Origin of the sequence: Bradyrhizobium genosp. SA-4 str. CB756, from assembly GCF_000473125.1 — a bacterium.
In the GTDB taxonomy this organism is placed as follows: Bacteria; Pseudomonadota; Alphaproteobacteria; order Rhizobiales; family Xanthobacteraceae; genus Bradyrhizobium; species Bradyrhizobium arachidis.
On the sequence record NZ_KI421499.1, the window covers coordinates 1924632 to 1942296 of the forward strand.

Annotated in this window: 13 protein-coding genes and 1 pseudogene; 8 read left to right on the forward strand and 6 right to left on the reverse strand. The window is 56.8% G+C overall.

Annotated features, from left to right (window positions below; all coding sequences use genetic code 11):
- Nucleotide 1 precedes the first annotated feature (1 nt).
- The 4 genes from BRAGE_RS54355 (at nt 2) to BRAGE_RS0109530 (ending at nt 4002) form a co-directional block, all read left to right on the forward strand.
- Nucleotides 2-310, forward strand: coding sequence for a DUF2274 domain-containing protein (locus tag BRAGE_RS54355; protein ID WP_108914432.1), 309 nt, complete (start codon nt 2-4; stop codon nt 308-310).
- Nucleotides 311-859: 549 nt separating this feature from the next.
- On the forward strand, nt 860-1060 hold the full coding sequence (locus tag BRAGE_RS0109520; RefSeq protein WP_349626519.1) for a helix-turn-helix domain-containing protein: 201 nt from the start codon (nt 860-862) through the stop codon (nt 1058-1060).
- Nucleotides 1061-1522: 462 nt separating this feature from the next.
- Complete coding sequence (locus BRAGE_RS0109525) at nt 1523-2878, forward strand: anti-phage deoxyguanosine triphosphatase (RefSeq protein ID WP_027559864.1); 1356 nt, start codon at nt 1523-1525, stop codon at nt 2876-2878.
- Between the two features lie 11 nt (nt 2879-2889).
- Complete coding sequence (locus tag BRAGE_RS0109530; RefSeq protein ID WP_027559863.1) at nt 2890-4002, forward strand: DNA methyltransferase; 1113 nt, start codon at nt 2890-2892, stop codon at nt 4000-4002.
- Here BRAGE_RS0109530 and BRAGE_RS0109535 read toward each other — a convergent pair.
- Nucleotides 3999-8249 (reverse strand): DEAD/DEAH box helicase, encoded by a 4251-nt coding sequence (locus tag BRAGE_RS0109535; RefSeq protein WP_084334412.1) that lies wholly within the window; start codon nt 8247-8249, stop codon nt 3999-4001. The two genes, BRAGE_RS0109530 and BRAGE_RS0109535, sit on opposite strands and share 4 nt — an antisense overlap.
- Nucleotides 8250-8545: 296 nt before the next feature.
- Here BRAGE_RS0109535 and BRAGE_RS56735 point away from each other — a divergent pair.
- Both BRAGE_RS56735 and BRAGE_RS48145 read left to right on the forward strand, forming a co-directional pair.
- A pseudogene (locus BRAGE_RS56735) lies at nt 8546-8644 on the forward strand (Ku protein); the annotation flags it as partial.
- Nucleotides 8645-9068: 424 nt separating this feature from the next.
- Nucleotides 9069-11549 carry a DUF4238 domain-containing protein gene (locus BRAGE_RS48145; RefSeq protein WP_063617183.1) on the forward strand — a complete coding sequence of 827 codons (2481 nt, stop codon included), beginning with the start codon at nt 9069-9071 and terminating at the stop codon, nt 11547-11549.
- Between the two features lie 507 nt (nt 11550-12056).
- Here BRAGE_RS48145 and BRAGE_RS56740 read toward each other — a convergent pair.
- The 4 genes from BRAGE_RS56740 to BRAGE_RS0109565 all read right to left on the reverse strand — a co-directional run bounded on the left by BRAGE_RS56740 (nt 12057) and on the right by BRAGE_RS0109565 (nt 14000).
- A complete protein-coding gene (locus BRAGE_RS56740) occupies nt 12057-12317 on the reverse strand; it encodes a hypothetical protein (RefSeq protein WP_084334474.1) in 261 nt (86 codons plus the stop codon).
- Between the two features lie 124 nt (nt 12318-12441).
- On the reverse strand, nt 12442-13170 hold the full coding sequence (locus BRAGE_RS0109555) for an SOS response-associated peptidase (protein WP_027559860.1): 729 nt from the start codon (nt 13168-13170) through the stop codon (nt 12442-12444).
- A 2-nt stretch (nt 13171-13172) separates the two neighbouring features.
- Nucleotides 13173-13622, reverse strand: coding sequence for a hypothetical protein (locus tag BRAGE_RS0109560; protein ID WP_027559859.1), 450 nt, complete (start codon nt 13620-13622; stop codon nt 13173-13175).
- Nucleotides 13623-13631: 9 nt separating this feature from the next.
- A complete protein-coding gene (locus tag BRAGE_RS0109565) occupies nt 13632-14000 on the reverse strand; it encodes a hypothetical protein (protein ID WP_027559858.1) in 369 nt (122 codons plus the stop codon).
- 165 nt (nt 14001-14165) lie between these two features.
- Here BRAGE_RS0109565 and BRAGE_RS0109570 point away from each other — a divergent pair, with 165 nt between their 5' ends.
- Nucleotides 14166-15089 (forward strand): Ku protein, encoded by a 924-nt coding sequence (locus BRAGE_RS0109570; RefSeq protein ID WP_027559857.1) that lies wholly within the window; start codon nt 14166-14168, stop codon nt 15087-15089.
- Nucleotides 15089-15691: a hypothetical protein gene (locus BRAGE_RS56745; protein ID WP_084334410.1), complete on the forward strand. Its 603-nt coding sequence runs from the start codon at nt 15089-15091 to the stop codon at nt 15689-15691. The genes BRAGE_RS0109570 and BRAGE_RS56745 overlap by 1 nt, the downstream gene beginning before the upstream one ends.
- A gap of 813 nt (nt 15692-16504) precedes the next feature.
- Here BRAGE_RS56745 and BRAGE_RS48150 read toward each other — a convergent pair.
- Nucleotides 16505-17356, reverse strand: a complete 852-nt coding sequence (locus tag BRAGE_RS48150; RefSeq protein WP_347336523.1) for a cation diffusion facilitator family transporter — start codon at nt 17354-17356, stop codon at nt 16505-16507.
- Between the last annotated feature and the right edge of the window lie 309 nt (nt 17357-17665).

Sequence of the window (17665 nt, forward strand, 5' to 3'; positions counted from 1 at the left end):
GATGAAGCTTGCGAAGCTGCCGGATCGGACGCCGGTGAAGATGACCATTGTTCTCACGCCGGGCTTGGCGCAGCGGTTGCGCGAATATGCTGTTTTCTACGCAGAGACCTACGGCGCACGGGAGGAGGTGGTCGATCTCGTACCGTTTATGCTGGAAGCGTTCCTAGATGGCGATGCGGATTTCAAGCGAGCTAGCCGGGGAGGCGGCGCAAAAGACCCTACGGTTGGTACGCCCCGACGTCTCACTAATCCGTCTACCTCCCAGAGAGAGCCGGGGGGGAGTCCGAGCAAGAGCCAGGAATCATCCTAACGGCCCGCTAATACGGAGGGGGCGAACCAGAGAGTCCCGTCATCTAGACCGGAGTAATCGGTTCGTTTGACATCTGGCCGATGGCATCCTTGACCAGATTGAGAGAGCGCTCCAGTCGCTGCAGGAGCGTATTTAGATCTGAAACAGTTGCTTCCTCCATCCGAAGATTCTCGGAAGTTACGGCTCGTCGAACTAAGACGTCGAGCGCTTCGAGGTAGGTCGATGGATCCGGGATAGTCCCTGACGTGGGTGACCATAGCAAATGCGCAATCACCGTTCCGTCCGGACTAATTGCTACGGTTGATGAAGCTCTCGCGAGCACCGTTTGCTCTACGAGTGGAACAGGCATTTCGACCGCAGAAACGTAGTCGCTGACTCCGATCGCGCGGTATCCAAATCGATACGTGTCCCCCGCAACTTCAGCGAACGGCAATAGCTGTACTGTCTCAGGACCATTCATACGGGATATTGCCTCGTCAATTCTCTTTGTTGAGTATACTCAATTGAGGAGTATGCTCAACAGGAAGCATGCCGTCTTTCATGGACGGAATGCGAGACATTGTTGCAAAGAACCTTCGGCGGCTTCGGCATGAAAAGGGTTGGAGTCAGGAAGAACTCTCATTTCGAGCGAAGGTAGACCGAAGCTATATCAGCCAGTTAGAGACCAGCACCTACAGTGCTTCGGTTACCATGCTTGGCAAGCTTGCAAAGGCGCTCGGCGTGGACGCGGGCGACCTACTAAAGAGATAATTTTGAGCCGCGTACCGCGACCGGGGAATGGGCGGCGCTGAAGCGACCTGTTTCTATAGAACTGGCGCTAGCCGATTAATCTCCAGGTTTTGTACCGGAATATTCCCGTTTTGGGGAGACAATTGCCGGAGCGATTTCGATCGTAGCCGCCGCGGATGAAGGCAGTCGGTTTTCGGCACGGATAAGGTTTTGAGAGAAAGCTTATCAGTCGGCTAAGCGGGAATCGCTAAATTCAAATGTGTACGCTTGACGCGGCCTTCTCAAGGCTGAACGCGGTCTTCGAGGACGTTACAGGGGCTGAGCGATAGTAAGACAAGGCCGCGCCCGCCGGAAATGTGATTTTGGGTCGGAATTCCGGTTGGAAGACGCGGGCCGACACATTACTGTTCTGCGGGGGACAGGGGGGCTTAGACGGGAAGTCTGCGCGATCGCTGCCCTCGTCAAGGCTGGGAATTTGAGAGAATGGCAAGCACACAGGGGGATTGGAGCGAACGCCGGAGCGGATGGAAGCAACAGCCGGAAGACCGCCGGAGTCCTTCGGACGTGGATTACGCGCGCATCGTCCACTCAGGATCGTTCCGCCGGCTTCAAGGCAAAACCCAAATTCTGAACCTTGGCGACAGCGACTTTTATCGCACCCGCCTCACTCACTCACTTGAAGTCGCTCAAATCGCGGGGAGCATCGCGAGGCAATTCGACGGCATATACGCGTCTCACCCAGCGCATCCGCATATTCCTCCGTTGAGCCTCATCCAGTCGGCAGGATTCAGTCACGATCTCGGCCATCCGCCCTTTGGGCACGGCGGGGAAGTCGCGTTGAATTACTGCATGCGGGACGCGGGAGGCTTCGAGGGTAACGGCCATACGCTGCGCATCTTGGCTCGTCTTGAAAACTTTTCCAAGGCGCACGGCTCAGATCTCAGCCGGAGGGCTATGCTCGCCGTGCTAAAATACCCGGTCGCGTTCAGCCGCGCAGCGAACCCGGCGATTGTTCCAGCGCTGTACGAGACTGCGACGTCGATCCGTACCCTCGATACGAAGGTGTGTAAGCCGCCGAAGTGTTACTTCGATGCGGAGAGTGACGTCGTTGATTGGATTTTGAAACCGCTTGATAAGTTCGATCACGATGAATTCACGTCATGCAATGCGGTTGCTGGCAAGCACAACAAGCCTAAGCATAAGTCGTTCGATTGCAGCATTATGGATGTTTCGGATGATATTGCTTACGGCGTTCATGACCTCGAAGACGCGATCGCGCTCGGACTGGTCCGTGAGAACCACTTCCGCGCGCACGTCTCTGAAGCCGACAGCGCGCCCTTCCTTGATGCACTGAAACAAAAATATCCGGGTGAAGCCGATAACGACGTCTATGATCATTTCGTCGATCAACTCTACGGAAACGGAAAAGAGCGCAAGCACTGCATCAGCCGACTGGTGCATCACTTCGTTACGAGCGTTGAAATTGAGACGATCGACGTATTCTCCGAACCGCTCATTCGGTTTCGAGCCGTCCTCCCGGCTCCGCAGGATCGCTTTCTATCCGCACTCCAAAATCTTGTGGTCGAGAAAGTCATCCGTACCCCGAACGTCCAGCATCTGGAGTTCAAAGGCCAGAAAATGGTCGTTTCCGTGTTTGAGGCCCTCTGCTCAGACCCGGATGCGCTTCTCCCCGAGGACGCACGTCAGGACTACGCTGACTCCGGTAAGGACCAGCGCGTTATTTGCGATTACGTCGCTGGAATGACGGATAGCTTCTTACTGAAGACATACGACCGCCTGTTTAGCCCACGCATGGGCTCCGTCTTCGACAAGCTTTGAGCGGGCGCGAAATGACTTCTGCACTCGCGTACAATAAAGATTTCGCGTTCAATGCGATCTGCCCATACTACACGATGTTCCCGCTCGAATATCCGATGAAAATCATTCGGAAGCATCGGGAGGATGACCCTGTCATCGTCGACCCATTCTGCGGACGGGGCACGACCCTTTATGCCGCGCGCCGCCTTGGCTTCACGTCGTTCGGGTTCGATACGTCTCCCATCGCAACTGCGATAGCGCAGGCTAAACTGGCAAGCGCGCGGCTCCAAGATATTGTTTCTTTGGGACGCGATCTCGTGAGTTCGCCATCGTCGAAGAAGCCTGATACCAAGTTTTTCAAGCGTGCCTTTTCTTCAAAGACGTTGAAGCAATTGTGCAGCCTGCGCGAAGGGTTGCTCGCCGAATCTCGCCCCACGCATGAGAGCGCCATTCTTCGCGCCGCCGCCCTCGGCTGCCTCCATGGACCGCTGGTGGGTGGCGATATTCCAAGCTATTTCTCAAATCAGATGCCGCGGACATTCTCCTCGAAGCCGGCCTATTCGCTGAAATTCTGGCTGGAACGTGAAATGTTGCCTCCGGATGTCGACGTCATGGACGTTATCGAGAAGAAGCTGGCGCGCATAAGCGATCTAGACAGCAATCCCTTCGGCCGCCTCAGCAACGTCAAGTGTTCCGACGCGCGTATCGCAGCCTCTTACCGTAACATCCGAGACGCGTCGCTGGTCATAACGTCGCCCCCATATTACGGAATGCGGACTTACGTGCAGGATCAGTGGCTCCGCATGTGGTTTTTGGGCGGCAGCGAAGATGTTGATTATTCGGTCGACGACCAGATCTGCCATTCAGGTCACGACGCATTCGTCACTGACTTAGCCAAGGTATGGAACAATCTTTCTAAACACTGCCAGGACGGAGCCCACCTCTACGTGCGCTTCGGCACGCTTGCCTCCGCGAAGAGCGACGCAAAGGTTCTAATGCGTCGATCGATCGAAGAATGCGGCGAATGGAAGTTATTGTCCGTACGTAGTGCCAACACGGCCCATGCAGGAAAACGGCAAGCCGACTATATGGGCCAGGACTCGACCGCTGCGGACGAGTTCGACTTTCATGCAGTCTTGAGTTAGTGCCAGCGAAGTTCCGCGGTTCTCGTCGTCTTGCCGAGCGTGATCGAGACGATCTCACGCTTCCCACAAAATTCCTCAAGGTATGATTTGAGTGCGATCGAAGTTTCGGCGGCCTGCTGATCCGTTGGAAGGTGGTAGGCCAGCGACTTCGGCATAAGGATTATGCACTTGGCCCGCGCGCGTGACACGGCAACATTGGTACGCTCGAGCTGCAACAGGAATTGTTCCTCGCCTTCAATAATTTCGGTATCGCCCACGCCATAGGAAACGATGATCGTGTTCCGCTCGCCGCCCTGAAAACGCTCCACGGTATCGACCGCAGAGAACAGGATTTCAGGGTCTGCCTTTGGAAAGAGCTCGCGGAGCTTTCGAAGGACAAGTGCCTTCTGTGCCTTGTGAGGTGTGACAATCCCAAGCCCATCCTTGAAGAAGGTCTCATCGGTGAAACCCGTAAAGGCTTTCGTCGTGCCGTCGTCCAGTTCTGCTGCCATTGTCTGACGCAGCACAGAGGCAAGCCCCGCGACAAGCCCGGCCTCGATTTCATTGGCCTGGGAGGATGTCGGATCGTCATGGATAAGGGCGGTCACGCGCTTCTCGGGCAGAAGGAGCCCTTGGTACGCGGTCGTGCTTGGAAGGGTTGCAGCAAGCTTCGCGATAACCGGATCCATGGCGTGAAGGATGCACAAATCCTTCTTTGGAGAATTAGCCGTCAATGCGGCTGGATAGTCGAGCGAGCGTGCGTACTCGACGAGGTCTGCATTGGAGCGATAGTTGATCAGAAGTGGAACGGGCACTATTCCAAACCGCTTAATCAGGTAATTCTGGATGCTATCGACGAGATACTCGGCGTTCTTGGGCGGCTCGAGATGCTGGATGGGCGGCATTTGCTTGTGATCGCCTGCGACAATGATCTGAGCTTTGGGATTCATAGCAGCAAGGGGACGCAAGGCGAGATTCAGCGGAACTTGCGAGCTTTCATCAAGAACGATGAGATCGAATACGGGTCCGAGGATCGCGCCGGTCGTATCGCGCGTCAGTTGATCCACGATATGCGCGGTTGTCGCAACAATCACCAGCTTCTGATTGTCAGCAACGCTCCCCAGGAGCTCCGCGTATTCAGCCGAAGCGTCGTCCCGGTTCACCGCCATGAGATTGAGGTGGGGGACGGAAATGTCGATGTCGGCGGCCTTGCGAGTGCGTGCATAAAGCCAAAAGAAGTCACAGGCCGCCTTTTGGTCGCTCGCAAGATTGCGTGCAAGTCTGGCTGAAAGTTCTTCGACGGCTCGGTAGTTTGGTCCGGTCAAAAGAATCTTGCGGACTTTCCCTTCACGAACGATCGCGTGAAGAAAGGCGACGAGTGTTTCAGTTTTACCGGTTCCTGGCGGGCCCCAGACAATCGCCAAACGCTGGGTCGCGCAGGCGCGGACGGCTGCTATCTGGCTTGGATTGAGGGGGTGCTCATTTGAAGTGCTTGCAAAGGTCGCTAATGCGTCTGCGGCTTTGGCGCCGCGAACGATCTCGCTAGCGACCTTGGCTCCTTGCCAAAGAACATCTGCGGCGGGTGTTGCAGCATCAGTACCTTTCTTCAGCTTTTTAGCTGCTGTAGTACCGAGAGCGAGGAGGGCTTCCTTTGCGGGCGTCGCAATGCCGGGATCGCCAATGGCCTTCAAAATGGCCGTGACCGTTGGTGAATCGTCGTAGGGGGCGCCTTCCAGAACGTAGAGATGGCCCTTACCGATCGGGATGATGCCGGATTTCATTATGGCGCCGAAGGCTGGCTGGAATTCCTTTCGTCGCGGCGCAATCCGGAGAGTGATCCGCTTCTTCGCCCGCTCGAACTTCTGGATGAGAATCAGGATCACCGTGTGCATGGGCACGTACATATTGTCGTCCTGCACGGTCAGGCCGAGGGACGCTGCATGCCGCAGGGGGAAGCCCGGTTGGTCAACGATGCCGAGCGTGCAGTAATCGCCTTCTTCAATTTTAGCTTCAGTCGAATCGTCACTGACTTCAAATTCGTACTGATTGTTACCAAGATCCTCGACGAGAGACGTAAGAATAATCGCTTTGTAGGATGCTTCGAGCCATTCGGGGCGCGTCAAAAAGGCGTTCAGTCGCTCGGTGCGCACGACGGCGCTGGAGACCCTCGACCAGCGATCCCACAGCTTTGAATCGTAGGCCACGCCCTGCAAGCCTAACGGGATCGACATATTGAGCGGGGGAGCATTTCCTTCGATGTTCGCCTTCAAGTCCTCACGAAGCCGGGCCGTGATACTCGCGAGAGCCCATGTATGGGCCTTCAACACCGTCTCGTAGCGCTGCACGGCTTCCGTCACACTCTTCGGTTGGCCAAAGATGCGGACGGTTCCAGTCGTCGTTTTCCAAATCTCAAAAATTCGCTCGCGTGGAATGCCGTTCCCGAGCGGTTCGACGTAGTAGTTATCGACCTTCCGCGGCGTCATCCGAGCGTGGGAATAGTGCTCGGCGGTGCCAAGCAGCGTTGCCGCAAAACGCTGTGGCAGGCGCACAAACGCCGTGACGATTTCGCGGATGAAGATGATGTTCGGGCAAATCGCGTCGGATTTTTCCATAATCTCATCCGCGGGAAATATCCACGCGAGCGCGCGCTGAGCGCGATTGGGAAGAGTCAATATTTCGAGCAAGTGCCGGCTAAAGGCGTTGCACAGCTCCTCATATTGCCTGAGCTCCCAAAAGCAGATTTGTGTCCTAACGGCTCCGAAGCCCTGCGCAGAAAAAAGCTTCTCGGACTCCTCCATCCAGCTTCCGAGCGTTTCAATGAACGATGAAAGCGCCGCCCATTCAGCAACCAGTTGGTCTTTGTTGATGGCGAAAGCGGCCTCTCCAAACGATTTGAACGAGACGGGCTCACCGCCCTCCACCGGGAATTTCTTCGCATAAGGCGCGAACAAAATTCCCCGAACCGCAATGCCCGTCAGAAAGCCGGAGCCGGCGTCGAAGTTGACGACGATGTCGTACTCGGCGTGGCGACCTCGGGCGAGTCCCGCCACTTTGGCTTTTTGATCCACCGTTACGGCGTTCTTCGCAATGGCGCTGGCTCGCGCTCCAATTTGTAGACGGTCCTTCTTCAAGAATGCATGCTGGCGAAGCACGCCGGCCGAAGCGTCGATGTCCACCACTTTCGCAACCGTCGGGTGTCCACCACTTTGGAGAACGCGACTTGCCCCACGGCTCAGCGAAGGCATTTTTGAAAGGTGGTCGGTCGTCTCTGCGTTATGAAAACAATAGTGGGTAGGATTGGCCGCAAAAACCTTCTTCTCGTCGACCGAGAGCCAGTTGGTGTTACCCAACCAGTCACATGAGCCGCATCGCGGGTTGACATGATAGTCAACCGCGGCCCAGCCCTTCGCGTCCCCAACGCCGAGCACCCGCGGAAGATCGTCCACAAAAAACTTCCGGACATTTGGCATATAAATTAGGTAGGTGATCAAACCTTCTTCGAGATCCTTCCGCAGCGCATCAAGGCGTTTTTCGTGATCCTGTCCGTCCTTGGTGGCCTTCATTTTCGTAAACTGAGGCATCTCTACGTGACGCCAGAGGTAGACGCGGTCCGATACGAAGAAGCGTTTTGTTAGATCAGCGCCTTCGGTCGAAAGCCAGTTGGAAAGGAAGATTGCATAGAGACATACTTCCGCTGAATAACTGGCGTTCGCCTCCGTGACATTCTTCAGGTCGATCACACAAAGTGCCATCCGTGTATCGCCGTCCAGCAGGCGACGGCGTTTGCCGGACGGCAATATTTCGTATTCGCTAGCGCGTCTTTGATCGGCGAAAATGATGTCCGGTCGGAGGCCTTTGAAGGCTGGAATGATAGCGGCGTGGTGGGGTGGCACGCCGATGTTCGTGAAGAAGGCGTCTCTGAATTGTTGGGGCTCGAAGGCTGGTTGAAGGATGAGTGTCGGCTTTTTCACCGCCGTCAAAGCCGCCTTGAGCGGGACTGGTTTTTTTCCGCTGTCGGCGTGCGTTACGTGGTTGGGAAGTGCCGAGGCAAGGATGTCGTACTGCTCGTTTTCGAACGCGACGCCAGACGCAGTAATGAATTGTACGCCCGGCCTCGATTTCAACGGGATCGGTATGCCTGCCGCTGCGAGTGCCTTCGTGTCATCCGAAAAGAGTGAGAGATAAAGCTCCCGATCGCATTGCGTGCGCAGGAACATTGAAAACGTGCTTTTTGAAACGAGGCGGGCAGGCAATTTCTGGGACGCCATTAAACAAAATCCTCGGGAAGGGCAGATTCTGGAAAATTGACGAATCTCACCCAGGACAATATAGGCCCAACCTGCAATTGTCGGGAAAATCTAGCGCAACTGACTGAGAATTCTTGGGAAATTTCGGCTTCGTCCTCCGATTTTGCACCGCAAACCAGCCTGTCGTGGGTGAAGATTACGGCAATTCCAGCTTCAGCTTGCGCGTGCGGGTACGAAGGTAGGATGCGACCTGACGGGTTTTTCTTGGTTCAGCCGCTTCTCAGAGAACACCAAGGACCGACCCAATCGCGAGGTGAAAGGAGGAGCTTGAGAAGGTCGCGATGGAATCGACGCTAATGATCAAGATCGACGAGTTCATCGACCGCAGCGAGATCGACCCGCACTACCTGAGACGAGCGGCTACATTCATTTCTCGAACCGCCGTATCGAGGCAGCGCTCATGCCTTCGGAAGCGGGGACCGCGCGCTCTGTCGACCTGATGCTGTTGCCGCCAAGGATTGGCTTGAACGTTTAACGAGCCGCAAATTCAACGCTGGTATCTTGTCGAACTCGCCAGAGATTAGGAATTCGAAGGTCAAACCTCCAAAGTGATCTCTCCGGTGAAAGGAGTCAGTTCGTGGACTGATAAGCTTTCTAACAAATGCCTACGAGTGGATGTAACCGGATTCTCTGAACTCGACCCGAAGGGTGCTTAGCTGGTCGGAGGCGGTAGCTTGCCTGCAATTGCTGTTTGCAACTCGTCTGAAATGACCGGTTAGGATGCGCAAAGACCGGGACTCATGCTAGAGTCCAGTCTTTTGGCGACCTTTCCCGCTCGGCATGTCAGCGACCAGAAACAATCACTACGTACCCCGATGGTATCAAGCCGGCTTCTTCGAGCCGGGGCGTACCGAGCTGGCTTATTTCGACCTTTCGCCGGCACAGAAAACGCTCGACGATGGGCGGGTCGTCACCGTCGGACATTCGTTAGTCCACTGGCCCACCGCGCGATGCTTCCAACAACGCGATCTTTATTCGACTTTCTTCGGCACATTGGTCAATGACGAGATCGAGCGTCATCTGTTCGGCAACATGGACGCCAAAGGCGCCAAGGCCGTGCGCGCCTTCGCCGGAGCAGATATAAGCCAATGGCATGAATATTTTCATGACCTTTTTCTCTACATTGATGTGCAAAAGATTCGCACGCCTAAAGCTCTCGATTGGCTAAGAGCGCAATATCCGGCCCTCACGCAAAATGAGTTGATGATCGAAATGCAAGGCATCCGTGCCATGCACTGTACGATCTGGGCCGAAGGCGTGCGTGAGATCGTCTCTGCCGAGGACGCCGAGACAAAGTTTATCCTCAGCGATCACCCCGTCACAGTCTACAATTATGCGCTGCCACCTGAAACCGCGTCCTGCAGGTATCCGCTTGACCCATCAATCGCGCTTAAGGCCTCCCAGACAATTTTCCCGCTCTCACGGGACTTTTGCCTGATACTGACCAATCTCGAATACGCGCAGAATCCCATGGTGAGTCCGCTTGAAAAAAGGACCTTCGCGCGCAACTACCGCAACTCGATGGTGAGCACCCATGCTTTCATCCGCACTCGTAAGCTTGCCTCACCGGATGTCGCGCGTATCAACCGGATCATCCGGGCGAGGGCAAGCCGGTATATTGCGGCCGGTCGTAAGGAGTGGCTGCATCCGGATCAATCCGGAGAATGGGGCGATCTGCGAGAAGTTCTCCTGCCGCCAAAGCGGGAGCTTTATCAGTATGGCGGCGAGATGTTCGCGAAATTTGATGACGGTCGCGTCTATTACCAAGATGCGTTTGGGCGCGCGGAGAAAGAGCGGGAGTTTCTGAAAAAAGCGACTCCGTCAAAGCCGCTGCGGCCCAAAGACATTTGTGGCTGCGGTTCCGGCCATGACTTTGGAGATTGCTGCGAACCAAGGCCATTAGCGCTACGACCGTCCTGGACTGAGCGGAGCATCCGCGAACGCAACATGATGTTCCTCAACGCGCTTCAGAATGTGCTTGGACTCACCGAAGGCAGGGATTGGGTTACCGTTCGCCGTGAGATGACCGATGAGAAGATTAAGGAGATCTATCTTCTCTATAGTGACTTGTGGCCCGAAGATACCGATCTGTTGCAATTGCTGCCTAAGCCCGACGGCAGAGCGCGTGCGGTCTACACTGGTGCAATCCACCCCGACGCCATAACGGACTACGCACTTGGGGCCTCGCTTTATTTCGGCGAGCTGATCATCCAGCATCCGTTTGTCAATGCCCGTACACTGAACCCCAAATATAGCCCGGTGAAGAACCCGAGCTCCTACCGTCAAGAAGTGCTGAAGGCCATTATTTTCTTTCTCACCGTCATCCCGATGGTGGATCGCGGACTAGTTCATCTGATCCCGGACCCTTGTGATTTTGACATGCATCTGCGTGATCAGATGTTTGCTATGGCAAGAGCGCGATCGTCCCGCATCGATAAGCGTCTGTTTGAAGACGAACGCACGGTCGAGCTTGTAAAAGAAGATACGCGCCGGAGCATCATGTCGATGCCACCCGCAATCCTCCAATCACAGATGCGTAAAGTGTATCCGGACCAAAGCGAGGAAGAGATCAAAGTGTCTGTTCAACAGATGCTCAAAATTCAGGAGTGCGATAGGCTGGCCGTCCTCCAGCAAGAACCTTTCGCGAGCGGCGAGGGCAACGGTCGTCTCAATGCCATGAGGCTACAGCCAAATTTCGAAATCGCGATGTATCTCGCGCAGGCGACCGGAGCCAGTGTCATCACCGATAGCCCGGCGCGCTGGCAGGAAATGCAGCTCGCCGTTCGGCGTCCGGACCGCGTATATGAATCAGCGCTCACCGCACTTGCGCGAAGCATGAATGAGACTCTCTTTCACTTTCCGCAGGAGGTCGCTGAGATCTTCGCAATAGGTTCAGACGAGTCGTTTGCGGCTTACCGTCCACTCCTAAGGGATACCTTCAAGTATCTGGCGAAGCTGGAGGAGCGAGGGGCAAAGCCGAACGTCGAACAGAACTTATCTGGACGTTTTGCGCGCGCGCATTTGAAGGCGCAAGCGACTTTGCAGAAAGTTCGCCTGGAGGCCAAGCAGGCGCGAATACGCAGCCTCTTTCCAAAGGGTGGCATTCAAGACAACACCATCAATCGTCTGTTGCTGATGTCGAGTTCAGAACACCATCTACCAAAAGTGCCGATGGCGTTTTTCATCGAGCCCCCGCAGATCCCGCGCGGCACCGCCAATGCCGTCCAGCTTCAAAGAGGCAGAGGCGGGGTGCCCGGCTGATCCGATTGCCATGTTAGTTCAAGGAGCTTTCGATGGTTAACGCAGCTTCCATAGAGCTCATTGTTGGGTATTTGATCTGGATGGCCAGATAGCCGCAATAGAGCCAGTTCGCCAATTGGACTGGCTGACGTTTGTCGACGTAAGCCGTCAATTGATGGGGCTGGATGGTCGCTCCGCTACGATCCAGTGGATGTAGGGTGACGCTCCGGCGCTCGGTGGCGCCAGGTAAGGCAGGGCCGAAAAGCTTTCACGCGGGAAATGGACCTTATGCTTTTGGAGATCCCACGAACCTGCTGAAATCGCAGCAAAAGCGACCGCCCTCCGAACGCACCATAATCTGCCAATTGCTGCCGGGCTGCCCACGGTGGCGGTGAATACGAGTGTGCCAGAGCCGTTGAAAGCGAACGCAAGCTCACTATGTGGCTTGCTCGTCGCCTTCAAGATTTCACCCCATCCTACGTGATGATGAGTTTCACCGGAGAGCTCGCCGCAATGGTGATCCCGTTCTCAGGGCGGGCACTCCGGACAAGTGTCGCCGATCCATTCCAGCACCTCCCGAATCTCGGTCTCGGCTTGGCCAGCAGACAGTCCGGCCGGCGGATATTGTCTCGCGATTTCCAGCGCTCTGTCGCGGGCGTGAGGGTCGGCACGATCTTTCATCCAACCATGCTCCTCGCATTCACGGACGGCACCTGCGTCTTGTAGTACGGAGATCGCCCAACCACGCAAGGTTCGGATTCTCGGCCGTCTTTCTCTCGTCTTTAGCATGAAGATCGCTCCTGCCGGGACGAATCCTCTCGCCCGTTGCTCGTTCCGCGCGGTTAGCACGGGGCAGGGATTCGATTTTGCGGAGTCCGAGCTTGTCCACGTGTTCCGCAGGTCTGTGCAGAACCTACGCTGTGGTCGCTGGATCTTCCTTCTCGCCAGTGGCGACGATCTTTAGCATGCCATCGGGAAGAGCCCGTTGCAGCGCTTTGGCCTCATCCCAAGGCGCCCGCAGCCAGGTGTCGTATTCTTCGGCGGTCGTCAGAATCACTGGCATTGCCTTTGGGTGGACGCGTTTCACTTCCGCGTTAGGCTCGCAGGTCAGGAAACCGAAAACATCGGCGGTCACTGGGCCTTCCTTAACCTTTCGCACGGATGTCCAATTTGTCCAGATGCCCGCGAAAGCGGAGAGGGGCCGAGACTCGTCAAGCGCGAACCACACCGGCACCTTCTTCCCGTCCAGGGTGTTGTACTCGGAAAATGAAGTCAGCGGAACTAGGCAGCGATTGTCCGGCGCGAGCCATCGCTTCCAATGTTTGCTGCTGGTATTGCGGATGTTGGTAGTGCCGCCGTCCGGCTCCATCTGCAGCAATTCCTTGAAGTCGACCGTCTTGCCCTTAGCCTGGAGTTTCTCGGCTCGCTTTTTCGCCGCCTTCATCAGCGCTTCCGAGGAAGACGGCATACCCCAGCGCGCCATAGCGACTTCACGCCCGTCGGGCACGTTGCGGACGATCGGGGCCGGGTAATCTGGGAAAATGCCTGGCATGCTCGGCAGGTTGCCGACGCTGCTGTTGAGCGCGTCAAACAAGCGGCGGATCGCGTCAACGTTCTTCGTCATTGAGTAGAGGTTGCACAAGTTTAGGTCTCCGGAGATGCCTGGCGAGGACGGACCGTCAGCTGCAGGAGGGTGGCAGCTGGCCGTCGGCCGGCCTTAGCACACTTGCTGCAACGAAGCCGGCTCGCGAGGTCCTGGACCAATGTTGCTGGGGGATGACTCAGCGCAGCCAAGTCGACGTCCCGCTTCGTCTTGCAGCGCGAGCACTCAATCTCGAGCCAGGAGTATCCGCCGTTCACGGCTTGGTCGATCGTAGGGGACGGATCGATCGGTCCTCCATCGGCCCACATCTTTTCGTTCCAGGACTCGCAAAGCAGCTTGTCGGCCTGACGGATGAGTGCCTCGCCTCTGGCGCGGGCTTCGGCCGACTGCGTCTCGAGGATCGCGGTCATTGCACGCGCCCTGCTGAGTTCCTTTCCGAGTGCCTTTCGGTCGCTCCCGGATAGGGGAGTTGGATGGTGCTTCGGGGCCATTCGCCGTGCCTAGTCGAACGTTGGCCAACAACCATCCTCTTCGTATCGCCCCGTACGATGTGTACAGGTATTGTCCAACAATCGCTTACCGACCTCCTTCCAGACCGCGTCTGCGCCGTAGAGCCGGGTGGCGTCCACCTTCTGGATCTCGACCAGCCTGCTGCATCGGCGGCATCCCACCCGCAAGATATGGTGAGGAATTTGGTTTAGCCGCAGCGCTCCGGCGGAGAGAGCCGGGCCCGTTTCGGCGCGAGCGTCCTCCAGAAGAGCGCGCCAGTATTCCGGCGGCAAATCGGCGTCAGCAGCTAATCCTGAGCTCCGCATCGGATGTGGGCGGGCAACAGCGGCCATCTTTTCCATCTGTTTCGGATTGGGCATGCGCCAGCTCGCGGGTCGATCAGACATACCCAATTAGAACATAACGGGAACGACGGAGTCGATACCCTTCCCGCAGAAATCATGCGATGGGCTTCCTGGGGGTGTCGGAACCCGGTGCCCCCATTCGTCTTGAGTCAAGTACCCCAAGACCGGAGTTCTGCGTACATGGCACCGCGCGCCAATTGGAAAGGCTTTCTGCGATTGTCTCTGGTGACCTGCCCGGTCGCGCTCTATCCAGCCACCTCGGAGAGCGAGAAGATTTCCTTCAATCAGCTCAACCGGCAGACCGGCCATCGCATCAAGTACCTGAAGGTCGATGCGGACACCGGCGACGAGGTACCGAACGAGGACATCGTCAAGGGCTACCAGCTCGAGAAGGATCAGTTCATCGAGGTCACGAAAGAGGAGCTCGAGGAGATCGCGCTGGAATCAACACGCACCATTGAGATTGATGAGTTCGTCGACAAGCGCGACATCGATCCGCGCTACCTGATCCGACCCTACTACATCCGCCCTGACGGCAAGGTTGGGCACGACGCATTCGCCGTAATCCGAGACACCATTCGCGAGATGAACAAGGTGGCCATCGGCCGGGTGGTGCTGACCAACCGCGAGCACATCATCGCGCTCGAGCCGATGGACAAAGGTCTGGTCGGCACGCTGCTGCGCTATCCGTACGAGGTGCGTAGCGAGACCGAGTATTTCGACGAGATCCAGGACGTGAAGGTCACCAAGGACATGCTCGATCTCGCCAAGCACATCGTGAACCAGAAGGCCGGGCGGTTCGAGCCTGAGAAATTCGAGGATCACTACGAGACCGCGCTGATCGACCTCATCAACCAGAAGCGCGCCGGCAAGCCGATCACGCCGAAGTCCAAGCCGGCGGCGACGAACGTCGTCGATCTCATGGAAGCTCTCCGTCGATCCGTTGGCAAGGAGGCCGCGCCGGCGAAGGGGGCCAAGCCGGCCAAGAAGCCGATGAAGGCCTCCGCTGGGCAGAAGGAAATGCTAATGCCAATCGAAGGCAAGAAACCGAAGGAGGCAGCCGCGAAGAAGCCGGCGGCTCGGCCGCAGCGAAGGTCGGCCTAATGGCCGTCGTATTCATCACCGGCAGCACCGACGGACTAGGTCGCGCAGCGGCCGAGTCGCTTCTCCACGGCGGCCATCGCGTGGTGCTGCATGCCCGGTCTACAGATCGTGCGGCGGGCATCGGCGGACTAGCGTTAAGGGCAGCCGTCGCGCCAAGGGGCAGTCCGAGTGCCGTGGCGCCAGTCGACAGCCAGCTCCAACATCATTCCGACAAGTCCGAATTCCGTAGTGATCTCAACAAGCTAAAAGGCTGCGAATTGTCGGAATGCCTGTTGAGACCGCAGCAGAAATTCGAAGACTTCCAAGCTGAATACGAGGGTTCGATTCCCTTCACCCGCTCCATTAAAATTTCATATAAAAAACAATCGCTTGCTGGCTTTCCTCGGCGGGGTTCTCGGCTTGTTTTCCGATTTCCATACAACGTTCGTACAACGAAGCACGAATCCTGCGCCTGGGTTAGCGAGTCCTTCTGCGATGAATGGCTTGAAACCAGCATTCGAATCCTTGAGAGCGCCAACGTCTTTCGCTGCGGAATGCCCGCCAAATTCGCTGCGCCCTTGTTGCACGGTGGGACCGTCGAGACTTCGTCAGCAAACAACTAGGTCCGCCGCGACAGTCATTTGTCGTCGGGCGGAACGACCGAGATCCTTGTCAAGATCCTTCCGCGCCAATGGTGGCCCACCAGCCATCGCCGCCCCTGATGAGGAAGACCGAGCTCCCAGCGATGTTGTTCCGCGTGACCTGTCGCCACGTCTTCAGATCGATCGCGGATGGTCGGAAGCCGTAGCTGCCGAAGTCTTCGTCTTCTTCCTCGTCGGTCCAGCATTGCTCGATCGGTTTGGCGCGCGTGGCGCCGCGGTTTTGGCCGCTACGGCTGGGGGCGTCCGGTGGTCTGTAGCCGGCGCGACAACCTCCTTGTTCTACTCTCCTTAGTGCTTGCACGGATTGACTTTCGCTTTGCTCCATCTCGCGGGCATGCGGATGATGGCGACTTTGGTCGAAGCACGCCGCAACCGCGCAAGCCCAGTATGCGCTTGGTTCAGGTTGTGACTGCTGCGCTGACCTTCTTATCGGGCATGCTATGCGCCTCACACGCCGGGGATGCGGTTTTTCCGATGACAGCTCTCTGCGTCATAGCACTCCCAAGTGCCTGGTTTGGCTTGGCCGACGAGCGGCGTAGATCTGGCGAGTATGCTTAATAGAACCTCGCGGCCTCGCCGCGTCGCGCAACTGGACGATACTTGCCTTCGGTTCGAAGCCTGATGGAGCCTTGCGAGTTCATAGGCGATGGTTCGTGAACGCGAGGTGTCTTTAATGGCGCCAGCCATCGATTGCCGCTTTCGCGGTAGAACGGACGGGGGGAGCAGGTCGGGAGTCCTGGTTTTGGCCCAAGCGGACCTTCGCTCTTCGCAAGGTTAGGGCCGGAGCCGCTCAGCGAACCTGCCCTTGCGGGAGGACTGGAAGGTTCGGGCTGTCTGCGGTTTGACAAAAACGGAAACGACTTCAGGGTGCGTCTCCCGAATGCGGCGCTCAAGCGACTCCACACATTGCTCGATTTCTGGCGTGCGGAGATCATCCGAAAATTCGAGGCTCAGTGTCACAACAATCTGGTCCGGCGCAAGATGCACGGTGAGCGCGCCGTTTGCGCCCTCCACTCCCGGCTGACTTGCCGCAAGCTCAAGTATCGAGGTGCTGATTGCTTCATCGGCGCGCTCGCCGATCAACAGCTCCTTGTTCTCTCGCGCCAGGACCAACGCCATGGTCGCCAGAACGCTGTCGATCAGAAGCGAGGCGACGCCATCGATAGACGGATTTTGCAGGCGATCCGCAAGGAAGATGCCGAGGGCGGCGATCGAGATGCCCATTAGCGCGGCCGTGTCTTCCAGAAGGACCATGAAAGAAGGCGGGTCTTTGCTGCGCCTGATGGCGTCCCAGTAGCTGAGATCGCCCTTGAAGGCACGGAACGTAACGAGCGCGATATACCAAGACGTGCCTTCGAATGCGGCCGAAAGCGCAAGAACGATGTAGTTGACGACTATGTTTTCAATCTTAGAAGGCGCCGCAATATGTGTGATCCCTTCGTAGACAGACACTCCAGCCCCAAGCGCGAAGAGCAGCAGCGCGACCACAAAGCTCCAAAAATAGAGTTCCCTACCATAGCCTAGTGGGTGACTTGGATCTGGTGCCCGGCGCGACCGGTAATAACCATAAAGCAGCAATGCCTCGTTGCCGGTATCGACAAAGGAATGCGCGCTTTCGCTGAGCATGGAAGAGCTGCCGGTCAGCAGGGGCTGCCGTTAGCTTGGTAAGGGCCACCAGCAGATTGCCCACAACGGCAGCGTAGACGACCTTCTCTGATTGTGGCGAGGTGCTGGCGGCCATGATTGATCGCGAGCGAAACGGGTTTGCGCGGTGACAGTTCCAGCATTGGGCTCCTCATTGAAACCCATAACGGTGATGCGCAGTCTACGCATCTCTGTCCGATGGCGATCATGGGGATGCAGCCCCGATAGGCCGAAGCACTGGAAAGTTGACGACCGTCAAGGCTGGCCAGCCGGCCCGCACGCTATGCTACC

Excerpts from the sequence above, each read along its gene's own strand:
- BRAGE_RS0109525 (WP_027559864.1), top strand. The coding sequence starts at position 1,523 with ATGGCAAGCACACAGGGGGATTGGAGCGAACGCCGGAGCGGATGGAAG.
- BRAGE_RS0109560 (WP_027559859.1), bottom strand. The coding sequence starts at position 13,622 with ATGGCCCCGAAGCACCATCCAACTCCCCTATCCGGGAGCGACCGAAAG.
- BRAGE_RS0109570 (WP_027559857.1), top strand. The coding sequence starts at position 14,166 with ATGGCACCGCGCGCCAATTGGAAAGGCTTTCTGCGATTGTCTCTGGTG.
- BRAGE_RS56745 (WP_084334410.1), top strand. The coding sequence starts at position 15,089 with ATGGCCGTCGTATTCATCACCGGCAGCACCGACGGACTAGGTCGCGCA.
- BRAGE_RS56740 (WP_084334474.1), bottom strand. The coding sequence starts at position 12,317 with ATGCTAAAGACGAGAGAAAGACGGCCGAGAATCCGAACCTTGCGTGGT.
- BRAGE_RS48145 (WP_063617183.1), top strand. The coding sequence starts at position 9,069 with ATGTCAGCGACCAGAAACAATCACTACGTACCCCGATGGTATCAAGCC.
- BRAGE_RS0109520 (WP_349626519.1), top strand. The coding sequence starts at position 860 with ATGCGAGACATTGTTGCAAAGAACCTTCGGCGGCTTCGGCATGAAAAG.
- BRAGE_RS0109530 (WP_027559863.1), top strand. The coding sequence starts at position 2,890 with ATGACTTCTGCACTCGCGTACAATAAAGATTTCGCGTTCAATGCGATC.
- BRAGE_RS0109535 (WP_084334412.1), bottom strand. The coding sequence starts at position 8,249 with ATGGCGTCCCAGAAATTGCCTGCCCGCCTCGTTTCAAAAAGCACGTTT.
- BRAGE_RS48150 (WP_347336523.1), bottom strand. The coding sequence starts at position 17,356 with ATGCTCAGCGAAAGCGCGCATTCCTTTGTCGATACCGGCAACGAGGCA.
- BRAGE_RS54355 (WP_108914432.1), top strand. The coding sequence starts at position 2 with ATGAAGCTTGCGAAGCTGCCGGATCGGACGCCGGTGAAGATGACCATT.
- BRAGE_RS0109565 (WP_027559858.1), bottom strand. The coding sequence starts at position 14,000 with ATGCCCAATCCGAAACAGATGGAAAAGATGGCCGCTGTTGCCCGCCCA.